Origin of the sequence: Pantoea trifolii (assembly GCF_024506435.1) — a bacterium.
GTDB lineage: Bacteria > Pseudomonadota > Gammaproteobacteria > Enterobacterales > Enterobacteriaceae > Pantoea > Pantoea trifolii.
This window is the reverse complement of record NZ_JANIET010000001.1, coordinates 3,998,517-4,018,442: the sequence shown is the minus strand read 5'-3', so window position 1 is coordinate 4,018,442 and position 19,926 is coordinate 3,998,517. Positions and strand designations below refer to the sequence as shown.

General features: G+C 55.2%; 18 protein-coding genes. 11 read left to right on the top strand and 7 right to left on the bottom strand.

What is annotated here, in order from left to right; all coding sequences use genetic code 11:
* The first annotated feature begins 84 nt into the window (after positions 1-84).
* Positions 85-423, top strand: coding sequence for a MaoP family protein (locus NQH49_RS18700; RefSeq protein WP_008106616.1), 339 nt, complete (start codon positions 85-87; stop codon positions 421-423).
* A 30-nt stretch (positions 424-453) separates the two neighbouring features.
* On the opposite strand, the gene NQH49_RS18695 is transcribed toward NQH49_RS18700, so the two are convergent.
* Positions 454-1,974, bottom strand: a complete 1,521-nt coding sequence (locus tag NQH49_RS18695) for a YifB family Mg chelatase-like AAA ATPase (RefSeq protein ID WP_256697800.1) — start codon at positions 1,972-1,974, stop codon at positions 454-456.
* Between the two features lie 328 nt (positions 1,975-2,302).
* On the opposite strand from NQH49_RS18695, the gene ilvL reads away from it, so the two are divergent.
* From ilvL to ilvA, 6 genes are all read left to right on the top strand, one after another.
* A complete protein-coding gene (ilvL, locus tag NQH49_RS18690; protein WP_071531048.1) occupies positions 2,303-2,401 on the top strand; it encodes an ilv operon leader peptide in 99 nt (32 codons plus the stop codon).
* 149 nt (positions 2,402-2,550) lie between these two features.
* The gene (gene ilvG / locus NQH49_RS18685) at positions 2,551-4,197 is read left to right on the top strand and encodes an acetolactate synthase 2 catalytic subunit (protein ID WP_256697799.1); all 1,647 of its coding nucleotides are present in this window, start codon (positions 2,551-2,553) and stop codon (positions 4,195-4,197) included.
* Positions 4,194-4,451 carry an acetolactate synthase 2 small subunit gene (gene ilvM, locus NQH49_RS18680; protein WP_101762784.1) on the top strand — a complete coding sequence of 86 codons (258 nt, stop codon included), beginning with the start codon at positions 4,194-4,196 and terminating at the stop codon, positions 4,449-4,451. Before ilvG ends, ilvM begins: the two co-directional genes overlap by 4 nt.
* Positions 4,452-4,469: 18 nt before the next feature.
* On the top strand, positions 4,470-5,399 hold the full coding sequence (locus NQH49_RS18675; protein ID WP_007888821.1) for a branched-chain amino acid transaminase: 930 nt from the start codon (positions 4,470-4,472) through the stop codon (positions 5,397-5,399).
* A gap of 62 nt (positions 5,400-5,461) precedes the next feature.
* Complete coding sequence (ilvD, locus tag NQH49_RS18670) at positions 5,462-7,312, top strand: dihydroxy-acid dehydratase (protein WP_256697798.1); 1,851 nt, start codon at positions 5,462-5,464, stop codon at positions 7,310-7,312.
* Positions 7,313-7,315: 3 nt separating this feature from the next.
* Positions 7,316-8,863, top strand: a complete 1,548-nt coding sequence (gene ilvA / locus NQH49_RS18665; RefSeq protein WP_256697797.1) for a threonine ammonia-lyase, biosynthetic — start codon at positions 7,316-7,318, stop codon at positions 8,861-8,863.
* Here ilvA and ilvY read toward each other — a convergent pair whose 3' ends face one another.
* Positions 8,864-9,745, bottom strand: a complete 882-nt coding sequence (gene ilvY, locus NQH49_RS18660; protein WP_256697796.1) for an HTH-type transcriptional activator IlvY — start codon at positions 9,743-9,745, stop codon at positions 8,864-8,866.
* 161 nt (positions 9,746-9,906) lie between these two features.
* Here ilvY and ilvC point away from each other — a divergent pair, with 161 nt between their 5' ends.
* Positions 9,907-11,382 (top strand): ketol-acid reductoisomerase, encoded by a 1,476-nt coding sequence (ilvC, locus tag NQH49_RS18655; protein WP_256697795.1) that lies wholly within the window; start codon positions 9,907-9,909, stop codon positions 11,380-11,382.
* A 242-nt stretch (positions 11,383-11,624) separates the two neighbouring features.
* On the opposite strand, the gene NQH49_RS18650 is transcribed toward ilvC, so the two are convergent.
* The 3 genes from NQH49_RS18650 to NQH49_RS18640 all read right to left on the bottom strand — a co-directional run bounded on the left by NQH49_RS18650 (position 11,625) and on the right by NQH49_RS18640 (position 15,201).
* Positions 11,625-12,959 carry an MFS transporter gene (locus NQH49_RS18650; RefSeq protein ID WP_256697794.1) on the bottom strand — a complete coding sequence of 445 codons (1,335 nt, stop codon included), beginning with the start codon at positions 12,957-12,959 and terminating at the stop codon, positions 11,625-11,627.
* Between the two features lie 289 nt (positions 12,960-13,248).
* Complete coding sequence (yhjD, locus tag NQH49_RS18645; protein WP_256697793.1) at positions 13,249-14,256, bottom strand: inner membrane protein YhjD; 1,008 nt, start codon at positions 14,254-14,256, stop codon at positions 13,249-13,251.
* A 45-nt stretch (positions 14,257-14,301) separates the two neighbouring features.
* Positions 14,302-15,201, bottom strand: coding sequence for a LysR family transcriptional regulator (locus NQH49_RS18640; protein WP_036648956.1), 900 nt, complete (start codon positions 15,199-15,201; stop codon positions 14,302-14,304).
* Positions 15,202-15,316: 115 nt separating this feature from the next.
* Between NQH49_RS18640 and NQH49_RS18635 the strand changes: the two genes are divergently transcribed.
* Positions 15,317-16,075, top strand: coding sequence for an SDR family NAD(P)-dependent oxidoreductase (locus NQH49_RS18635; protein WP_256697791.1), 759 nt, complete (start codon positions 15,317-15,319; stop codon positions 16,073-16,075).
* A 70-nt stretch (positions 16,076-16,145) separates the two neighbouring features.
* On the opposite strand, the gene NQH49_RS18630 is transcribed toward NQH49_RS18635, so the two are convergent.
* On the bottom strand, positions 16,146-16,994 hold the full coding sequence (locus NQH49_RS18630; protein WP_256697789.1) for a PhzF family protein: 849 nt from the start codon (positions 16,992-16,994) through the stop codon (positions 16,146-16,148).
* 113 nt (positions 16,995-17,107) lie between these two features.
* On the opposite strand from NQH49_RS18630, the gene NQH49_RS18625 reads away from it, so the two are divergent.
* Positions 17,108-17,731, top strand: coding sequence for a glutathione S-transferase family protein (locus NQH49_RS18625; RefSeq protein ID WP_256697788.1), 624 nt, complete (start codon positions 17,108-17,110; stop codon positions 17,729-17,731).
* Here NQH49_RS18625 and NQH49_RS18620 read toward each other — a convergent pair.
* Positions 17,698-19,188, bottom strand: coding sequence for an aminotransferase-like domain-containing protein (locus tag NQH49_RS18620; protein ID WP_008106646.1), 1,491 nt, complete (start codon positions 19,186-19,188; stop codon positions 17,698-17,700). The genes NQH49_RS18625 and NQH49_RS18620 overlap by 34 nt on opposite strands.
* Positions 19,189-19,324: 136 nt before the next feature.
* On the opposite strand from NQH49_RS18620, the gene NQH49_RS18615 reads away from it, so the two are divergent.
* A complete protein-coding gene (locus NQH49_RS18615; protein WP_256697787.1) occupies positions 19,325-19,912 on the top strand; it encodes a LysE family translocator in 588 nt (195 codons plus the stop codon).
* The last annotated feature ends 14 nt before the right edge of the window (positions 19,913-19,926 follow it).

Here is a 19,926-nt window from a genome sequence, read left to right as displayed (position 1 = left end):
ATGTTTTGTTTTACACTCTGTCAAGCCTATCTAATACTCCGCGCCATAAATAGCACGGCCATATGAGAGTCAGGAGCGTGTAAAATGGCGGATAGCTTCGCAACAACAAATCGTTTCTTTGATAACAAACATTACCCACGTGGTTTTTCGCGTCATGGTGATTTCACCATTAAAGAAGCTCAGCTTCTGGAGCGCCACGGTTACGCCTTTAATGAACTGGATCTCGCTAAGCGTGAACCCATTACAGAAGAAGAGCGTTCATTTTTAGAAGTATGTCGTGGTCTTCGTGAGCCGCAAACGGAAGCTGAACGTGTATGGTCAAAATATACCGCACGTATCAAGCGACCTAAGCGTTTCCACACGCTATCTGGCGGCAAGCCGCAGATGGATACGGTGGAAGATTTTAGCGATAGCGATGATTAAGAATAGCGGGGCTTATATAAGCCCCGTTTTTTATTCCAGAGTCTTGTGCAGATAGATCATTAAGCGGTCGATGCTGCGATATCCCACCGCTTCCTGCAAATGACTACGAGTAATCTGCTCTTCACCTGCTAAATCAGCTATTGTCCTGGCCACCTTTAAAATCCGCTGCCAGGCGCGTACTGAAAGCCCCAACGAATTCAACACTTCTTCCAGCCATTCAGCATCCTGCTGCTTCAATGGACACCAGCGTAAAATCTCTGGGTTAGAGAGATGAGCATTCACTTTTCCGCTGCGTGCTGTTTGAATCTTTCGTGCGGCGAGGACGCGAATCAAAACTTCAGCGCTGCTTTCGCTGACTTGTTGTTTCTTACTTAGCGATCCACTGGGAAGAAGTGGGACCTCTAACGATAAATCAAAGCGATCGAGAAAAGGTCCTGATAACCGATTGAGATAGCGCAACACCTGCTGAGGTGATGAGCGATTATGGTTGCCCTGATAATGCCCGGTCGGGCTGGGATTCATCGCGCCGATCAATTGAAAGCGCGCGGGATACGTCACTTTAGCGCGAGTGCGTGAAATGGCGATTTCCCCGGATTCAATCGGTTCGCGCAAAGCATCAAGCGTTCTGCGCTCGAACTCAGGCAGCTCATCGAGGAATAACACGCCATTGTGTGCCAATGAGATTTCTCCCGGCCGCGGCAAGGAGCCGCCCCCAACCAGCGCATAGAGTGATGAACTGTGATGAGGCGCTCTGAACGGCCGTTTGCGCCACTGATGATGGAGATTGCCACTGCTTACCAGGCTGGCTATAGCGGCGCACTCCAGCGCTTCCTGGTCGTCTAACGGTGGCATGATACCGGGCAGACGCGTCGCTAACATGGTCTTGCCGGTGCCAGGCGGCCCAATCAGTAATAGGTTATGCCCGCCGGCTGCAGTGATCTCCAGTGCACGTCGGCCCTGATCCTGGCCAATGATATCGCTGAGGTCCTGCTTTTCCTGTTCAAGCGTTTCGGGCTGATAATGCGCGACAGTGAGAGTGGTTTTGTTATGGAGAAACGCACAGATTTCTACCAGATGTTTGCCTACCAGCGTCTCGCCATGTTGAATCAACCCTACATCCTGTTGATTCTGTTCAGCTAACACCATTTGTCTGCCCGCTTGCAGTGCCGCCATCGCCGCCGGAATAGCGGCCTGAACGCCACAGAGCGCGCCGTTAAGTGCTAACTCCCCCAGGAATTCATATTGCCCGAGTTTTGCGTCTGGCAGCTGCTCAGAGGCCGCCAGAATGGCGATAGCGATGGGGAGGTCATAGCGTCCGCCCTCTTTTGGCAGATCGGCAGGCGCCAGATTGATGGTGACGCGTTTCGCCGGGAAGGTGAACCCGCTATTAATAATCGCGCTTCGCACCCGTTCCCGCGCTTCTTTTACCGTGGTTTCAGGCAGTCCAACCAGCGTCAGGGCCGGCAAGCCGTTGCTGATGTGTACTTCAACCGTCACCAGCGGAGCCTGAACACCCAGCGCAGCTCGTGTTAATACCTTCGATAAAGACATAACCGCTCCTTGTTGTCCTTATCATCAAAGCAGCCAGACAGATGAACAATGGCTTACTACTCAACTTCAGAGCCAGATTCCTTACATTCCCTGATAATTGCCGGTCTTTCACTGAAAATCAGAGCCTGCTCGTAAACTCCAAATGAAGATTACGACGCGGGCGTTATGAATTTTTATCACAAATGTAAATAACCTTTTATTTACAATGTGATAACGGCGGGCCGCCAGCGGCATCATAAAATTTTCCAATGAAAATTATTGTCAACGACGTGCTAACTATGGTAACTCTGTAGGTATTACTTCGAACAATCGAAAAAACAAACAACACATGAAAGCCCTTCTACAAGTGATTAGCCTAGTCGTGATTAGCGTGGTGGTGATTATTATCCCACCGTGCGGGGCATCGCTTGGAGAAAGAAAGGCTTAAAAATCAAGTCTGGAATTCCAAAAACCCCCGCACCGAAAGGTCCGGGGGTTTTTTTTTAACCAGGCTAAATATCAGCAAATTAGCGAGGAACAGATTATGAGCAGTAGCATAAAATTCTGTTGTTCCCCTAGAAATACAGGAGAATAACCATGACAGGTGCACAGTGGGTAGTTCAGGCTTTACGCGCGCAGGGTGTCGATACAGTGTTTGGCTACCCTGGCGGCGCAATCATGCCAGTGTACGATGCGCTCTACGATGGCGGCGTGGAACACCTACTGTGTCGTCATGAGCAAGGTGCGGTGATGGCTGCTATCGGTTATGCCCGCGCAACCGGCAAGACGGGCGTATGTATCGCCACTTCGGGGCCCGGCGCCACCAACCTGATCACCGGTTTGGCGGATGCGATGATGGATTCAATCCCGGTTGTGGCGATCACTGGCCAGGTATCATCGGCCTTCATCGGCACCGACGCCTTCCAGGAAATAGACGTTCTTGGTTTATCGTTAGCCTGCACCAAACACAGTTTCCTCGTTGAATCGCTTGATGATTTACCCTCGGTGATGGCAGAAGCTTTTGCCATCGCGCAATCGGGTCGGCCCGGCCCGGTACTGGTCGATATCCCGAAAGACATTCAGATCGCCAATGGTGAACTGACACCTCATCTGCTGCCAGTTGAGGAAGAAATCAGCCACTCCGCTCAGCACATTGCAGAGGCGCGCGCATTGATGGCGCAATCGCATAAGCCGATGCTGTATATCGGTGGCGGCGTGGGTATGGCGCAGGCGGTTCCAGCCTTACGTGCCATGGCGCAGGAAACCGGTATCCCGATGGTTTCTACGCTGAAAGGCCTCGGCAGCGCGGATGCCAGTAGCGATCTTTATCTCGGAATGCTGGGCATGCACGGCACCAAAGCGGCTAACCTCGCGGTACAATCCTGTGATTTGCTGATTGCGGTTGGCGCGCGTTTTGACGATCGCGTTACTGGCAAGCTGGACACCTTCGCACCGCACGCCAGCGTCATCCATATCGATATCGATCCTGCCGAGCTGAACAAACTGCGCCGTGCTCACGTTTCACTACAAGGCGATATGAATCAGGTGCTGCCGGCACTGAGCATGCCAATGCACATTGATGGCTGGCGCAAGGAAGTCAGCGCGATGAAAAGCGAGTTTGACTGGCGCTACGATCATCCAGGCGAAGCCATTTATGCGCCGTTGTTGCTGAAGCAGTTGTCTGACCGCAAAGCGGACAGCGCCGTGGTCACCACCGATGTAGGTCAACACCAGATGTGGGCCGCTCAGCACATGCGTTTCACCGCGCCAGAAAACTTCATCACCTCGAGCGGTCTCGGCACTATGGGCTTTGGCCTGCCGGCGGCGATTGGGGCGCAGGTAGCACGTCCGGAGGACACAGTGATCTGCGTGTCTGGCGATGGTTCTATCATGATGAACATTCAGGAGCTGGGCACCATCAAGCGCGGCAAGCTACCGGTGAAAATTCTGCTGCTGGATAACCAGCGTCTCGGCATGGTGCGCCAGTGGCAGCAACTGTTCTTTGATGGTCGCTACAGCGAAACCATTCTGACCGACAACCCCGATTTCCTCACGCTGGCCAGCGCGTTTGATATCCCAGGCCAGCGCATTAGCCGTAAAGATCAGGTCGACGCCGCCCTCGATGCTCTGCTGAACAGTGAAGGTCCTTACTTCCTGCATGTTTCGATAGATGAGCATGAAAACGTCTGGCCATTGGTACCGCCGGGTGCCAGCAACGCAAACATGATGGAGAAAACCGCATGAATCAGCATCAATTGTCTATCGAAGCCCGCTTTCGTCCTGAAATATTGGAGCGCATTTTGCGTGTCGTGCGTCACCGTGGTTTCCAGGTGTGTGCAATGAATATGGCCACCGCGGTCAATGCGGAAAACATTAATATCGAAATGACCGTTGCCAGCCAACGCTCAGTCGATTTACTGTCTTCGCAGTTAAGCAAACTTATGGATGTCGCTTGCGTCGAGATCCAACAACAGACAACACAACAAATCCGCGCATAGTCGCCAAAGGAAAAAGCAATGAGTACGAAGAAAGCAGACTTTATTTGGTTCAATGGTGAGATGGTTAAGTGGGAAGACGCCAAGGTCAGCGTTATGTCTCACGCCCTGCACTACGGTACTTCTGTGTTTGAAGGCGTGCGTTGCTACGACTCACACAAAGGTCCAGTGGTGTTCCGCCACCGTGAGCATATGAAGCGTCTGCATGAATCCGCCAAAATTTACCGTTTCCCGATTAAAGCCAGCGTTGATGAGTTGATGGAAGCGTGCCGCGAAGTAATCCGCGTGAACAAATTGAAAAGCGCTTATATCCGTCCGCTGGCCTTCGTGGGTGACGTGGGTCTGGGTGTGAACCCGCCAGATGGCTACACCACCGATGTAATCATCGCTGCCTTCCCTTGGGGTGCTTACCTGGGCGCTGAAGCGCTGGAAAACGGTATCGACGCCATGGTTTCTTCTTGGAACCGCGTTGCACCAAACACCTTGCCAACCGCCGCGAAAGCGGGTGGTAACTATCTCTCCTCTCTGCTGGTAGGCAGCGAAGCGCGCCGCCACGGCTATCAGGAAGGTATCGCGCTCGACACCAACGGCTATATTTCAGAAGGTGCTGGCGAAAACTTGTTCGAAGTGAAAGATGGCATTCTGTTCACGCCGCCGTTCACCTCTTCAGCGCTGCCGGGCATCACCCGTGACGCCATCATCAAGCTGGCGCAAGACATGGGTATTGAAGTGCGTGAGCAGGTTCTGTCGCGCGAATCCCTGTATCTGGCCGACGAAGTCTTCATGTCAGGTACTGCAGCGGAGATCACTCCGGTGCGCAGCGTCGACGGCATTCAGGTCGGCGAAGGTAAACGTGGTCCGGTCACCGGTCGTATCCAGAAGGCATTCTTTGGCCTGTTCACTGGCGAGACGGAAGACAAGTGGGGCTGGTTGGATCCGGTTAACGCATAACGAGATTTTTTGCGGGCGTCAGATGGCGCCCGCAACCTTATTATTACTGGAGTAAATAGAGCATGCCTAAGTACCGTTCCGCCACCACCACCCATGGACGTAACATGGCCGGTGCCCGTGCCTTGTGGCGCGCGACAGGAATGACCGACGACGATTTCGGTAAGCCGATTATCGCCGTGGTCAACTCATTCACCCAATTCGTACCGGGCCACGTGCACCTGCGCGATCTTGGCAAACTGGTTGCTGAGGAAATCGAAGCAGCTGGCGGCGTGGCCAAAGAGTTCAACACCATTGCGGTGGATGACGGTATCGCCATGGGTCATGGCGGCATGCTGTATTCACTGCCTTCACGCGAGCTGATTGCCGATTCAGTGGAGTACATGGTCAACGCGCACTGCGCCGATGCCATGGTCTGTATCTCCAACTGCGACAAAATCACCCCAGGCATGCTGATGGCGTCACTGCGCCTCAACATTCCGGTGATCTTTGTGTCTGGCGGACCGATGGAAGCCGGGAAAACCAAACTGTCTGATCAAATCATCAAGCTGGATCTGGTTGATGCGATGATTCAGGGCGCCAACCCGAACGTCAGCGATGCCGACAGCGATCAGATCGAACGTTCTGCTTGTCCAACCTGCGGTTCCTGTTCCGGTATGTTCACCGCCAACTCGATGAACTGTCTGACCGAAGCGCTGGGCTTGTCGCAGCCGGGTAACGGTTCACTGCTGGCCACACACGCCGATCGTAAAGAGCTGTTCATCAATGCCGGTAAGCGCATCGTTAGCCTGACCAAACGCTACTACGAGCAGGATGACGTCAACATGCTGCCGCGTAACATCGCCACCAAAGCGGCGTTCGAGAATGCGATGACGCTGGATATCGCCATGGGCGGTTCCACCAACACCGTTCTGCACCTGCTGGCAGCGGCGCTGGAAGGCGAAATCGACTTCAACATCTCCGATATCGATCGCTTGTCTCGTAAAGTGCCGCAGCTGTGTAAAGTGGCGCCAAGTACGCCGAAATATCACATGGAAGATGTGCACCGTGCGGGTGGCGTTATCGCCATTCTCGGTGAGTTAGATCGCGCCGGTTTGATCGACACCAGCGCGCGCAATATCTTGCAGCAGAGCATGCGTGAAACCCTGGATCAGTACGACATCATGCTGACCAAAGATCAGGCGGTGAAGGATATGTTCCGCGCTGGTCCTGCTGGTATTCGTACCACCAAGGCGTTCTCGCAGAATTGCCGTTGGGACACGCTGGATGACGATCGTACCGATGGTTGTATTCGTACTCGCGAACACGCTTACTCGCAGGATGGCGGCTTAGCCGTGCTTTACGGCAACATCGCGGAAGATGGCTGCATCGTTAAAACTGCGGGTGTAGACAAAGAGATCCTCACCTTCAAAGGCCCGGCCAAAGTCTACGAAAGCCAGGATGATGCGGTTGAAGCAATTCTTGGCGGCAAAGTGGTGGCTGGCGATGTCGTAGTAATCCGCTACGAAGGACCAAAAGGCGGGCCGGGCATGCAGGAAATGCTCTATCCGACCACCTATCTGAAATCCATGGGCCTCGGCAAAAGCTGCGCACTGATCACCGATGGTCGCTTCTCTGGCGGTACGTCGGGCTTGTCGATTGGTCACGCCTCTCCGGAAGCGGCGAGCGGCGGCACCATCGCGCTGGTGAAAGATGGCGACATGATTGAAATCGATATCCCGAACCGTGGCATCAAGCTGGCGGTACCGGATAACGAACTGCACGCCCGTCGTGAAGAAGAGCTAGCGCGTGGCGATGCGGCCTATACCCCGCACGGCCGTGTGCGTGAAGTCTCCTTTGCCCTGCGCGCCTATGCATCACTGGCGACCAGCGCTGACAAAGGCGCGGTGCGCGATAAGTCTAAGCTGGGAGGCTAACCCATGGCTGAGTCTCAACCGCTCTCCGCGACGCCAAACGGCGCGGAGTATTTGCGCGCAGTGCTGCGTTCACCGGTGTATGAAATTGCTCAGGTGACGCCGCTGCAAAAAATGGAAAAAATTTCATCGCGTCTTGGCAACACCATTTTGGTGAAGCGTGAAGATCGTCAGCCGGTGCACAGCTTCAAGCTGCGCGGGGCTTACGCGATGATTGCCGGGCTGAACGAAGAGCAAAAAGCGCGCGGCGTGGTGACGGCTTCGGCCGGCAACCATGCGCAGGGCGTGGCACTCTCGGCCAGCACGCTTGGCATTAAATCACTGATTGTGATGCCGCTGGCCACGGCAGACATCAAGGTTGATGCAGTACGCGCATTTGGCGGTGAGGCTTATCTGTTTGGTGCCAACTTCGACGAGGCGAAAGCCAAAGCGATTGAGCTGGCGGAGCAGCAGGGTTACACCTTCGTACCTCCGTTTGACCATCCGGCGGTGATCGCCGGGCAGGGCACGCTGGCGATGGAGTTGCTGCAGCAGGATGCGCATCTCGATCGCGTCTTCGTGCCGGTCGGCGGTGGCGGTCTGGCGGCGGGCGTGGCGGTGCTGATCAAGCAGCTGATGCCGCAGATCAAAGTGATCGCCGTGGAGTCGGAAGATTCGGCCTGTCTCAAGGCGGCGCTGGATGCCGGAGAGCCGGTAGATTTGCCGCGCGTGGGCTTGTTTGCTGAAGGCGTGGCGGTCAAACGCATCGGCAGCGAAACCTTCCGCCTGTGTCAGCAGTATCTTGATGACATCATTACGGTGGATAGCGATGCGATTTGCGCAGCAGTGAAAGATCTGTTCGAAGATGTGCGCGCCGTGGCGGAACCTTCTGGCGCGCTGGCGCTGGCGGGCATGAAGAAGTACATCCAGATGCACGACATTAAAGGCGAGCGCCTGGCGCACGTGTTGTCGGGTGCCAACGTGAACTTCCACGGCTTGCGCTATGTCTCCGAGCGTTGTGAACTGGGCGAACAGCGTGAAGCGCTGCTGGCGGTCACCATTCCAGAGCAACAGGGCAGTTTCCTCAAATTCTGTCAGACCATCGGCGGACGCTCTATTACCGAGTTCAACTATCGCTACGCGGATGCGGATAACGCCTGCATTTTCGTCGGCGTGCGCTTGACGCGCGGGCTGGAGGAGCGCAGTGAGATCATCAGCCAGTTGAGCGAAGCCGGTTATAACGTGGTGGATCTGTCGGATGATGAAATGGCCAAGCTGCACGTGCGCTACATGGTGGGCGGACGTCCATCGAAGCCGCTGCGCGAACGTCTGTTTAGCTTTGAATTCCCGGAAGCACCGGGCGCGCTGCTGAAGTTCCTGCAGACGTTGGGTGCGCACTGGAATATCTCGCTGTTCCATTATCGCAGCCACGGCACCGATTATGGCCGCGTGCTGGCGGCATTTGAAGCCAACGATCAGGAACCGGATTTCGAAACCCATCTCACCGCGTTGGGTTATGAATGGCATGACGAAGCAAGCAATCCGGCGTTCCGTTTCTTCCTCGCCGGGCAGTGATTACAGCTGGTGCCAGAACGCATTGATAAGCGGCTCTCCGAGCCGCTTTTTTTGTACGCAAACGCCGAGTTCCAGCGGTGCGACAGACTCCACATTCTCCAGCGTTAACACGCGATTGCGCACCGGTTCCGGGCTGTTCTCCAGCACCACATCCGGCAGCAGCGCAATACCACATCCCAGCGCCACCATTGACACAATCGCCTCATGACCGGAAACCGTGGCATAAATCTGCGGATTGGGAATGCGCTGGCGGCGGAACCATAAATCGATGCCGCGGCGTGCAGGTCCTTGTTCCGGCAGGATAAACGGAATTTGCGCCCAATCGGGTTGCTCCTGCGTCGCCTGATTGCGCACCGGGCAAGGCAGCGCCGGGGCGATCAGCACCAGCGGAATCAGGCCCAGTGGCGTAAAATCTATGCTGGCCGGCAGCGATTCTGGGCGACCGGCAATGGCGAGATCGGCGTCGCCGGACTGCACCATCTCAATCGCATCGGCGGCATCACCGGTAGTAAGTTTGATCTCTACCTGCGGATGTTCAGCGCGAAAGCGATCGAGAATCGGCGGCAAATGGCTGTAAGCGGCGGTCACCGAGCAGAACAGGCGCAGCTCGCCGCTCAGTGAAGGGCCGTTAAGATCCATCACATGCCGCAGTTGCTGATAGTGCAGCAACGTCTGCTGCGCAAACTGGCGCAAACGCTCACCGGCTTCGGTCAGCGTCACGGTGCGGTTATCACGCAGGAACAGCGTGTGACCGACATCCTCTTCCAGGCGCTGAATCTGCCGCGATAGGGTTGAAGGACTGACGTGCATGGCACGCGCGGTGCGGCCAAAGTGGCAGCTTTCAGCCAGATGAAGGAAGAGTTTCAGGTCTCGTAAATCCATGCGCGTATCGCCTCAAGGTTATGTTGCAAATTTTGCAATGTGACCTTGCTAATATATCAATTTAAGCAACGGATTTCCTGTCATATGATGGGGTCATTCGCGGCGTGAGAGACAACGTCGTTACTGAACAAAAACAAACACAACATCTAACCGGAGTACCCATGGCTAATTACTTCAACACATTGAATCTGCGCAACCAGTTAGCGCAGTTAGGCAAATGTCGTTTCATGTCACGCGACGAATTCGCAGATGGCGCTAGCTTCCTGAAAGGCAAGAAAGTGGTCATCGTTGGTTGTGGTGCTCAGGGTCTGAACCAGGGCCTGAACATGCGTGATTCTGGTCTGGACGTGGCGTATGCCCTGCGTGCTGAAGCGATTGCTGAGAAGCGTGCCTCTTTCCGCAAAGCTACCGATAACGGCTTCAAAGTGGGGACTTACGAAGAGCTGATCCCACAGGCCGATCTGGTGGTTAACCTGACGCCAGACAAGCAGCACTCTGCTGTGGTTCAGGCTGTTCAGCCGCTGATGAAAGATGGCGCTGCGCTGGGTTACTCACACGGTTTCAATATCGTTGAAGTGGGCGAAACCATCCGTAAAGACATCACCGTCGTGATGGTGGCACCGAAGTGCCCGGGTACTGAAGTACGTGAAGAGTACAAGCGTGGTTTCGGTGTTCCTACGCTGATCGCCGTTCACCCGGAAAACGATCCCAAAGGTGAAGGCATGGCGATTGCTAAAGCCTGGGCAGCAGCGACCGGCGGCGACCGTGCGGGCGTGCTGGAATCTTCCTTCGTTGCGGAAGTGAAATCTGACCTGATGGGCGAGCAGACCATCCTGTGCGGTATGCTGCAGGCCGGTTCTCTGCTGTGCTTCGACAAGCTGGTGGCTGAAGGTCACGACGCGGCTTACACCGAAAAACTGATTCAGTTCGGCTGGGAAACCATCACCGAATCCCTGAAGTTCGGCGGCATTACGCTGATGATGGATCGCCTGTCTAACCCGGCGAAAATCCGTGCTTATGCGCTGTCTGAGCAGCTGAAAACCATCATGGCACCGCTGTTCCAGAAGCACATGGATGACATCATCTCTGGCGAATTCTCTTCAGGCATGATGGCTGACTGGGCTAACGACGACAAAAATCTGCTGACATGGCGTGAAGAGACCGGCGCAACCGCATTCGAAAATGCACCACAGTTTGATGGCAAAATCGAAGAGCAGGAATACTACGACAAAGGCGTCGTGATGGTTGCAATGGTGAAAGCAGGCGTTGAGCTGGCGTTCGAAACCATGGTTGACGCGGGCATCATTGAAGAGTCGGCTTACTACGAATCACTGCACGAGCTGCCGCTGATTGCTAACACCATCGCACGTAAGCGTCTGTATGAGATGAACGTGGTTATTTCCGATACCGCAGAATACGGTAACTACCTGTTCTCCTTCGCGGCAGTTCCACTGCTGAAAGAGTTCATGACCACGCTGCAGCCGGGGGATCTGGGCAAAGCGATCGAAGGTACGCAGGTTGATAACGCGCAGCTGCGTGACGTCAACGAAGCCGTTCGTCAGCATCCAATCGAATCTGTAGGCCGCAAACTGCGTGGCTACATGACCGATATGAAACGTATCGCTGTCGCTGGCTAAGCCACGCACGACACAGTTTTCAGCACAATAAAAAACCCCGGCTTGCCGGGGTTTTTTATTATTGGTGCTCGCTGTCCCGCTATGTATGTGCTCGGTGTCCCCCTCCTCGGTCCTCCCCCATAAATGGGGGAGGAAGATGCTGCCACATGCCAGTGATGAAGCTGCATGTGGAAGCGTCTCCTTCCCCCGCTAGCGGGGGAAGGCCGGGATGGGGGACAGCGAGCACGAATGGTGGAAATCAATCACACCGCTTCATACAGCGTCTGATTACGCGTCTCTTTACAGGCAATCAGCGCGATCAACGTCAACACCGCCATCGAAGCCAGATAGAAACCCACCGCCTGCAAACCGTAATGGGCATTCAACCACGTGGCGATATAAGGCGCTACCGAGGCCCCAAGAATCGACGACAGGTTGTAGGAGAAGGATGCACCGGTATAACGCACTTCCGTCGGGAACAGTTCTGGCAGCAGCGCGCCCATCGGACCAAACGTCAGGCCCATAATGCTCAGACCAAGGATCAGGAAGCCCATCACCAGCACCTGAGAGCCAGAACCCAGCAGCATTGGGAACATCAATGCAAAGGCGATAATCATCAACGTAATGGTGATCATGGTTTTACGACGACCAAAGCGATCGGCCAGGAGACCGGCAATCGGCACCATCACACCAAAACCAATCACCGCCACCATCAGCATCCACAGAAAGCTGTTACGCGAATAGCCAAGACCAGCCGGCGCGGGCGCGGTGCCGTAACTCATCGAATACACGGTCATAATGTAGAACAGCGTGTAAGTGGCGAGCATGATAAAAGTGCCGAGAATGGTGGCGGTCAGATGCTTGCTCAGCAGCGTGCCAATCGGCATTTTCACCTGCTTGTTCTCTTTCTGCACTTTGGCGAACACCGGGCTTTCATGCAGCGAAACGCGCACATACAGGCCAATTAACACCAATACCGCAGAGAGAATAAACGGCACGCGCCAGCCCCAGTTCATGAACTGTTCGTCGGTCAGCAACCATGAAAGCAGCAGGAAGGTGCCGTTAGCGAAGAAGAAGCCAATCGGCGCGCCGAGCTGTGGGAATGAGCCATAAAGCGCACGTTTTTTCGCCGGGGCATTTTCGGTGGCCAGCAGTGCTGCGCCGCCCCATTCGCCACCCAAGCCAAGGCCCTGACCAAAACGCGCCAGCGCCAGCAGCAGCGGCGCTGCCACGCCGATGGTTTCATAACCTGGCAGCAAACCAATCAGCACCGTCGAAACGCCCATGGTCAGCAGCGATGCCACCAGGGTTGCTTTACGGCCCACGCGGTCGCCAAAGTGGCCAAACACGGCAGAACCGATAGGACGCGCCACGAAGGCGATCGCGAAGGTTGCCAGCGACTGTAGCGTAGCCACGGTCGGATCGCCCTGCGGGAAGAAGATGTGCGGGAAAATAATCACCGCGGCGGTGGCATAGATATAGAAGTCGAAGAACTCAATGGCGGTGCCGACAAGCGATGCCACAACCACTTTGCCACGTGAATTGACCGGTGCGTCGTCGTGTTTTTTGTCGAGTGTTTCTGTGATGGAAGCTTGCATAAGTGTTTCTTAATTGTAAATGTAGACAGAGAATCTTACGCACCTGGTTTGCGGCATTCAATGGCGAAAAACCGCGTCAGACCGGGCTTTTTCGGCGAATAAGTGGATAATTTCTGAGTTGCTGCAATCAGTGGCGGATGGGAACGGGAAGTGTCATTTTTTTGGCGGGAATCTCTGCAAAAGGGCCAAATTAAAGTGACCCTTTAGCGTTTCCTGCTGGTTTTTGCTGAAAAAGTAGCCAGCAGGAAACATTTTTAGCTAGTGCGGCAAATGTAACAACCTCGTCGGCTTATTTAGCCTGATGCGGCTGCGGCATCTCTTTATCATCTTTATATTTCGCGGTGGCGATCCACGCGGCGCAGAACAGCGTCAAACGCGCAAAGAAGTAGAAGAATGCCATCAAGCCGAGCACCGAACCAAAGGCGGCACCCGATGGCGAAGTCGCCAGCTTCGGCAGCGTCAGCGTCATCACAAACTTGATCACTTCAAAGCCAATCGCCGCCAGCAGCGTGCCACGGAACAGTGCTTTTTTACGTGGCTTGTGGCGCGGCAGAATCCAGAAGATCCACAGGAACAGCAGATAGTTAGCAAAGATGGAGATAGATAACGCAATCACCGTCATTGCCGGACGCAGCCACTCAATGTCTTCCAGCCCCAGCGCATTAACGATCGCCGCCTGCGCCGCACCGGCAATTGAGGTCAGCGACAGCGTAATCACCAGCGCAAACATCAAACCCAGCAGCGAAAGCAGGTCGCGCGCGTACTTCTTCCAGAGTTTCTCCTGATCGTCTGGCGTACGTTCCCACACGTCGCGCGACTGCGCGCGCACTGCTTCACGCAAATTGCCCATCCAGTTAATGCCGGAGTAAAGCGCCAGCAGCAAACCGGTTATCCCCACCGTGGCGCGCTGCTGAATCGCGGTATTCACCGTATTCTTCAGCGTGGTGGCCAGCGTCGGATCGCTGATGCTGTTAACGATTTTGTTGATCAACTCGGTGAGCATGTCCTGATTCGACGCCAGCACAAAGCCGACTGCCGCAAAGGAGACCATCAAAATCGGTATCAGAGAGAGAAAAGAGAAGTAGGTGATCGCCGCGCCAAACTGGCTGCCAAGGCGATCGTTAAAGCGTTCCAGCGCGCGCATAAAGTGCGCCACTGCCGGAATCGCCTGAAACCAGGCAGCGAAGCGCGACACATGTTGAATCGAGCCATCCACGGTTTTATTGCCGGTTTTAATATCAATAAGCGGCTTGGCTTCTGCTTTGGCCGCTGTCTCTGTAGGTTTTTTGTCCGTCATAGACGATAGTCATCCTGTTCACTGCGAAAATACAATTATAGCCTGCTATGTCACGTACTCCTGCAAGACGTGGCTTAACCACTCCATAAACACGCGTACGCGGCGCGCCACGTTACGGCGATGCGGGTAAAGCAGCGAGATCGGCATCGGTTTCGCCGGGAAGTGATGCAGCACTTCAACCAGTTGTCCTGACTCCAGCAGCGGCTGCACGCCAATCGCTGGCACCTGAATAATGCCGAGCCCGGCCATGCACGCCGCGCGATAGGTTTCGGTACTGTTTACCGTCACCACGCCGCCGGTTTGAACGTAATGACACTGTTTGCCATCAAAATATTCAAAGCCCAGTGAAGGTTGCCCAAGCTGCTGGGTGTAATGCACCATCGCGTGTTGCGACAGATCTTCCAGCCGCACCGGCATGCCGAAGCGGGAAAGGTAGCCGGGGCTGGCGCAGTTGATCAAGGCGTGCGAGCCGATTTTCCGCGCAATCAGCCCGGAATCTTTCAGCTCGCCAACGCGCACCACGCAGTCAAAGCCTTCGCGAATCACATCGACCTGGCGATCGCTGCTGCTGAGCTCAATTTCCAGACCGGGATAGTGCTGCAAAAATTCCGGCAAACGAGGCAGCACAAAGCCGGTTGCCATCGCCACCGACATATCCACGCGCAGCTTGCCGCTTAAGGTGCCGGGATCGTGCTGGAACAGGCTGTCCATGTCGTCGAGCATTGAGAGCAAATCGAGGCAGCGATCGTAATAGACCAGGCCGTCCTGCGTCAGATGCACGCGCCTTGTGGTGCGATGCAGCAGCCGCGTCCCCATTTGATTTTCCAGCGCCTGCAGCTGACGCGATACGCTGCCTTTCGGTAAACCCAAACTTTCTGCTGCACGGGTAAAACTGCCCATTTCTGCCACTCGCACAAAAACCTGCATTGCGTGAATTTTATCCATGTTGTTCACCGATTGTTGTTGTTAGTGAAACAGTGCTGCGTATTCCTCTGCGTTTATAGATCAATTATTCACGAATATCCTTAACACGTGTTCAATTTTCCAACTGGAGCGAAACATGAGTCATAAAATTGCATTGATTACCGGCGGAAATCGTGGTTTAGGCAAGAATGGGGCGCTGAAACTGGCCGCCAAAGGCATCGATATCCTGTTTACCTATCGCGGTCACGCGGAAGAAGCGCAGGCGGTGGTGCAAGAGATTGAAGCGCTGGGCGCGCGTGCGGTGGCGCTGCAGCTGGATGTGGGCGATAGCAGCACGTTCGATGGCTTCGTGGCGCAGGTGAAAGAAGCGCTGCAGAAAACCTGGCAGCGTGACAATTTTGATTATTTAGTGAACAACGCCGGTCATGGCCACTACAAGCTGTTCGCCGAGACCACCGAAGATGAGTTTGATGCGCTGGTGAATGTGCACTTCAAAGGGCCGTTCTTCCTGACGCAAAAACTGCTGCCGCTGATCGTTGATGGTGGACGCATCCTGAATATCTCCAGCGGTTTAACCCGTTTGACGCTGCCGGGTTCAGGCACTTACGCCTCAATTAAAGGCGCGATGGAAGTATTAACCCGCTATCAGGCAAAAGAGTTGGGCGAGCGCCATATCCGCGTCAACATTCTGGCGCCCGGCGCGATTGAAACCGACTTCGGTGGCGGTCGCGTGCGTGATACCAAAGATCTCAACGATCACATCGCCTCGGTGACCGCGTTAGGCCGCGTTGGCTTGCCAGATGATATCGGCGATGCCATCAGCGCGATCCTCAGCGATGAAACCGGCTGGATCACCGCACAGCGCATCGAAGCCTCAGGCGGCCAAGGCCTATAATCCGTAGGGTCGCCATTCATGGCGACCTCGTTAAACAGCGACGCCAGCCAGGTTGCCATAAATGGCAACCTTACAGATCAATCGTCCCATCAATCACCGTCACGGTTTGGCCGCCAATCCAGATCGCCTTATCCGTAAAACTCACTTGAATCCGACCTTCACGCTGAATCGCGCTGCCCTGACGCGCCCGATAATCCCGCGTTTGGTGGTTCGCCTCGAAGTAACGTGCCAGACAGGCGTTGGCGCTGCCGGTCACTGGATCTTCGGTCAAACTGCCGTTCTCAACCAGCAATGCGCGCAATTCATACTGCTCGTTTTCACCTGCTGGTAACGCGCCAAAAATCGCCGTGCCGTTAACCTCAGCATGCTGTTGTAAACGGTGTAAATCGGCGGCTGACGGCACCACATCCAGCACCGCTTGCGCGCTACTCATCGGAATCAGCAGCCAGCGGATGCCCATATCAACGATGGTCGGCGTTTGGCTGAGATCGAAAGCTTCACTGTTCAGCGCGCTGCTCATCAGCGCATCGCTGAAGGGCGTTAAGCGAGCGGCGGGTGCGGCAAAGGCCAGCGCGCCGTCGTCGCTGATTTTCACCTCAACCAACCCCACGCCGCACTCCTGCACGATTTTGCCTGGCGTTTTCAGCGGCCAGCCCGCTTCCAGCAGCGCATGCGCGGTGCCAAGCGTCGGATGCCCGGCAAACGGCAATTCACCTTCCACGGTAAAAATGCGCACGCGGTAATCTGCCGCCACATTCTGTGGCGGCAGCACAAAGGTGGTTTCGGACAGATTGGTCCAGCGCGCAATCGCCGTCAGCTGCGCGTCACTCAATCCCTGTGCATCCATAATTACCGCCAGCGGATTCCCTTTAAACGCCGATGAGGTAAACACATCCACCTGTTTAAATGCGACCTTCATTGTCACTCCTTCCTCGTTGAGGTTGTCTGAAATCGGGATTTACATCCTGCTGATTGCGAAAGGCCAGCAACAGGGCTATGAATAGATTAAGAATTCTGGAATCGGAGTCCACAATGTTAAAAGTTCTTGGCCGTACTTCTTCAATTAACGTGCGAAAAGTTTTGTGGCTGTGTGCAGAACTCGATATTGCATACGAATTAGAACCCTGGGGCGATGATCCGCAATCGCTGCACTCGCCAGAGTTTATGGCGCTCAATCCCAACGCCATGGTCCCGGTGATTATCGAGGACGACTTCGTGCTGTGGGAATCCAACACCATTCTGCGCTATCTCGCTAACAGCAATGGCGGCGAATGGCTCTATCCCGGTAATCCTCGCGCGCGCGCGCCGGTCGATCAGTGGATGGATTGGCAAGCCACCGAACTCAATACCTCATGGCGCTATGCGTTTATGTCACTGGTGCGCAACTCGCCAGCGCATCAGGATCCCCGCTTGCTGGCGGCGGCCGTAAAAGGCTGGACGCACACCATGAACATTCTCAACCAGCATCTGGAGAAAACCGGGCGCTACGTCGCAGGCCGCAATTTCTCGCTGGCGGATATTCCGGTTGGACTGGCGGTGAACCGCTGGTTTGAAACCCCGCTGGATCATCCTAACTTCCCGGCGGTACAGACCTATTACGAGCGTCTGACCGAGCGCGAGCCTTACACCACCTGGGGCCGCAACGGCAAACCCTGATCCTGTCCCGGCGCGAGACCTGTCATTTCGCAGGCCAGCGCGCCGGTGCGCTGCAACGCCCACGTATAACGCTCATCAAACGGATAGCAGCAGGAGAGACGCAAGGCGTGTTTATAACGATCGCTCAGCGAGTAGAGCGCGCCTGGCGTCACACAGATTTGCTCCTGCAGCAAACGATGAAACATCTCCACGGTATCAATATTTCCCGGCAGTTCGACCCAAAAAACAAACCCGCCGCGCGGCAGGGTAGCGCGCGTGCCCTGTGGAAAGTGGCGCGCCAGAATACCGCGCGCCGCATCCAGATTGGCGGCATAGCGCCGACGCAGCGTGCGCAGATGGTGATCGTAGCCGCCGCTGGCAAGAAATTCGGCCAGGGTTTCACTTAACAAGCGTGATTCCGCCATCGACGAAACCGCTTTGAGGTGGGCGATAGCGTCATGAAAACGTCCCGCGGCAGTCCAGCCGACGCGGAAATCGGGCGCCACAGTTTTGGTAAAGCTGGTGCAGTAAATCACCCAACCATCGCTATCAAACGCCTTCACCGGCGGCGACAGCGGCCACTCAAACTGCAATTCGTCATACAAACCATCTTCCAGCAGCGGAACGTGGTAAGTGTTCACTAACTTCGCCAGCCGCTTTTTGTTTTCCAGCGGCATCACATATCCCAACGGGTTCTGCGCGCCCGGCATGGCGATCACCGCCTGAATCCGCTTCTCCTGTAACAACATCTCCAGCGCATCCAGCGACAGTCCCTGCTGCGGATCGGTGGGAATTTCCAGCGCCTTCAAACCCAGCGACGCCAGCAGCGGGAACAGGAAGAAATAGGTTGGCGATTCCAGACCAATACAATCGCCAGGTTTGGTCACCGCACGCAGCGCCAGCTGGAGCGCTTCCATACAGCCGTGCGTCAGTGTGATCGCCTGCGGCGGCAGGTTGATGCCGTTGTGCAGAGCGCGACGCGCAATCTCCTCCCGTAAGCGCTCACTACCAGGTGGAAGCGCATAGCGTCCGATAATGTCGGGATTCTGGCGCAAAATCGACGCAGTAATTCGCGCTATTCGCGCCGCCGGATAGAAAGTGCCATCCTGCGGACAGGCCAGCGAGATATTGGTGTAATCGGGATTATTTTGCGCCGCGAACACTTGCTCAATCAGCTCCAGCTTTTGCGCACTGGGATCGTTGATTTTTGCCGGCAGCGGTTTGACAGGGCGCGTTACGGCGGGCAGCACGCCACGCACGTAATAACCCGACTGCGGACGCGATTCGATCAGGCCGCGATCTTCGAGAATTTGCCACGCATTGAGCACGGTATTGATACTTACCTGATGCGATTGTGCCACGCGACGTATCGCTGGCAGCCGCTTGCCGGGCTTCAACGTGCCCTGATGAATCGACTCGGCAAAGCTATCGACCAGCTGCTGATACAGCGTTTGGCCAGATGAAAGTGGAAGGGACACAAAAGCCTCCGCGCGCAGTGGGTACAATTCATTTTTGAGACAACTGTATCCATTACAATAGTGGTTTTGTGTCTCTGTTTCCATTGCTGCGTTCGCACTAGCATGAAGACATCATTGATTCTTCAGGAAGCGCATCATGCTTGATCCCTCATTCTTTAGCTACGTCACCGTTATGTCGATCACGCCAGGCCCGAACAATCTCTTGCTGGCGACCTCAGGCGTGAATTTTGGCTTTAAACGCACGCTGCCGATGCTGTTTGGCATCCTGCTGGGTTGTGCGATACAGATGCTGCTGGCGAGTGTGGCGCTCGATGCGCTGCTGCACTGGATGGGCGCGATTCGCCTGCCGCTGACGGTGGTTGGCTGTAGCTATCTGCTGTGGCTTTCCTGGAAGATTTTCCATGCCGGCGCACCGCAACTGCGCGAACGTCCGCGCCCGATGACGTTAATTGGCGGCATCTGTTTCCAGGCGGTAAACCCAAAAGCCTGGCTGATGGTCACCAACGTGGCGCTGATGTACGCCAACAGCAACGGCGTGCTGACGGTGCTGCTGGGATTCGCGGCACTGAATCTGCCGTGCATTTTGATTTGGGCAGCGCTGGGCGATCGCCTGCGCAGCCATCTGCAGGTTGCGTGGAAACGTCAGGCGTTTAACAGTTTGATGGCGCTGTCGCTGGTGGCGACAACTGTGTGGATGTTGTACGACGCGGTGCTGCTCAGCTAGATGCTTCGGTGCGC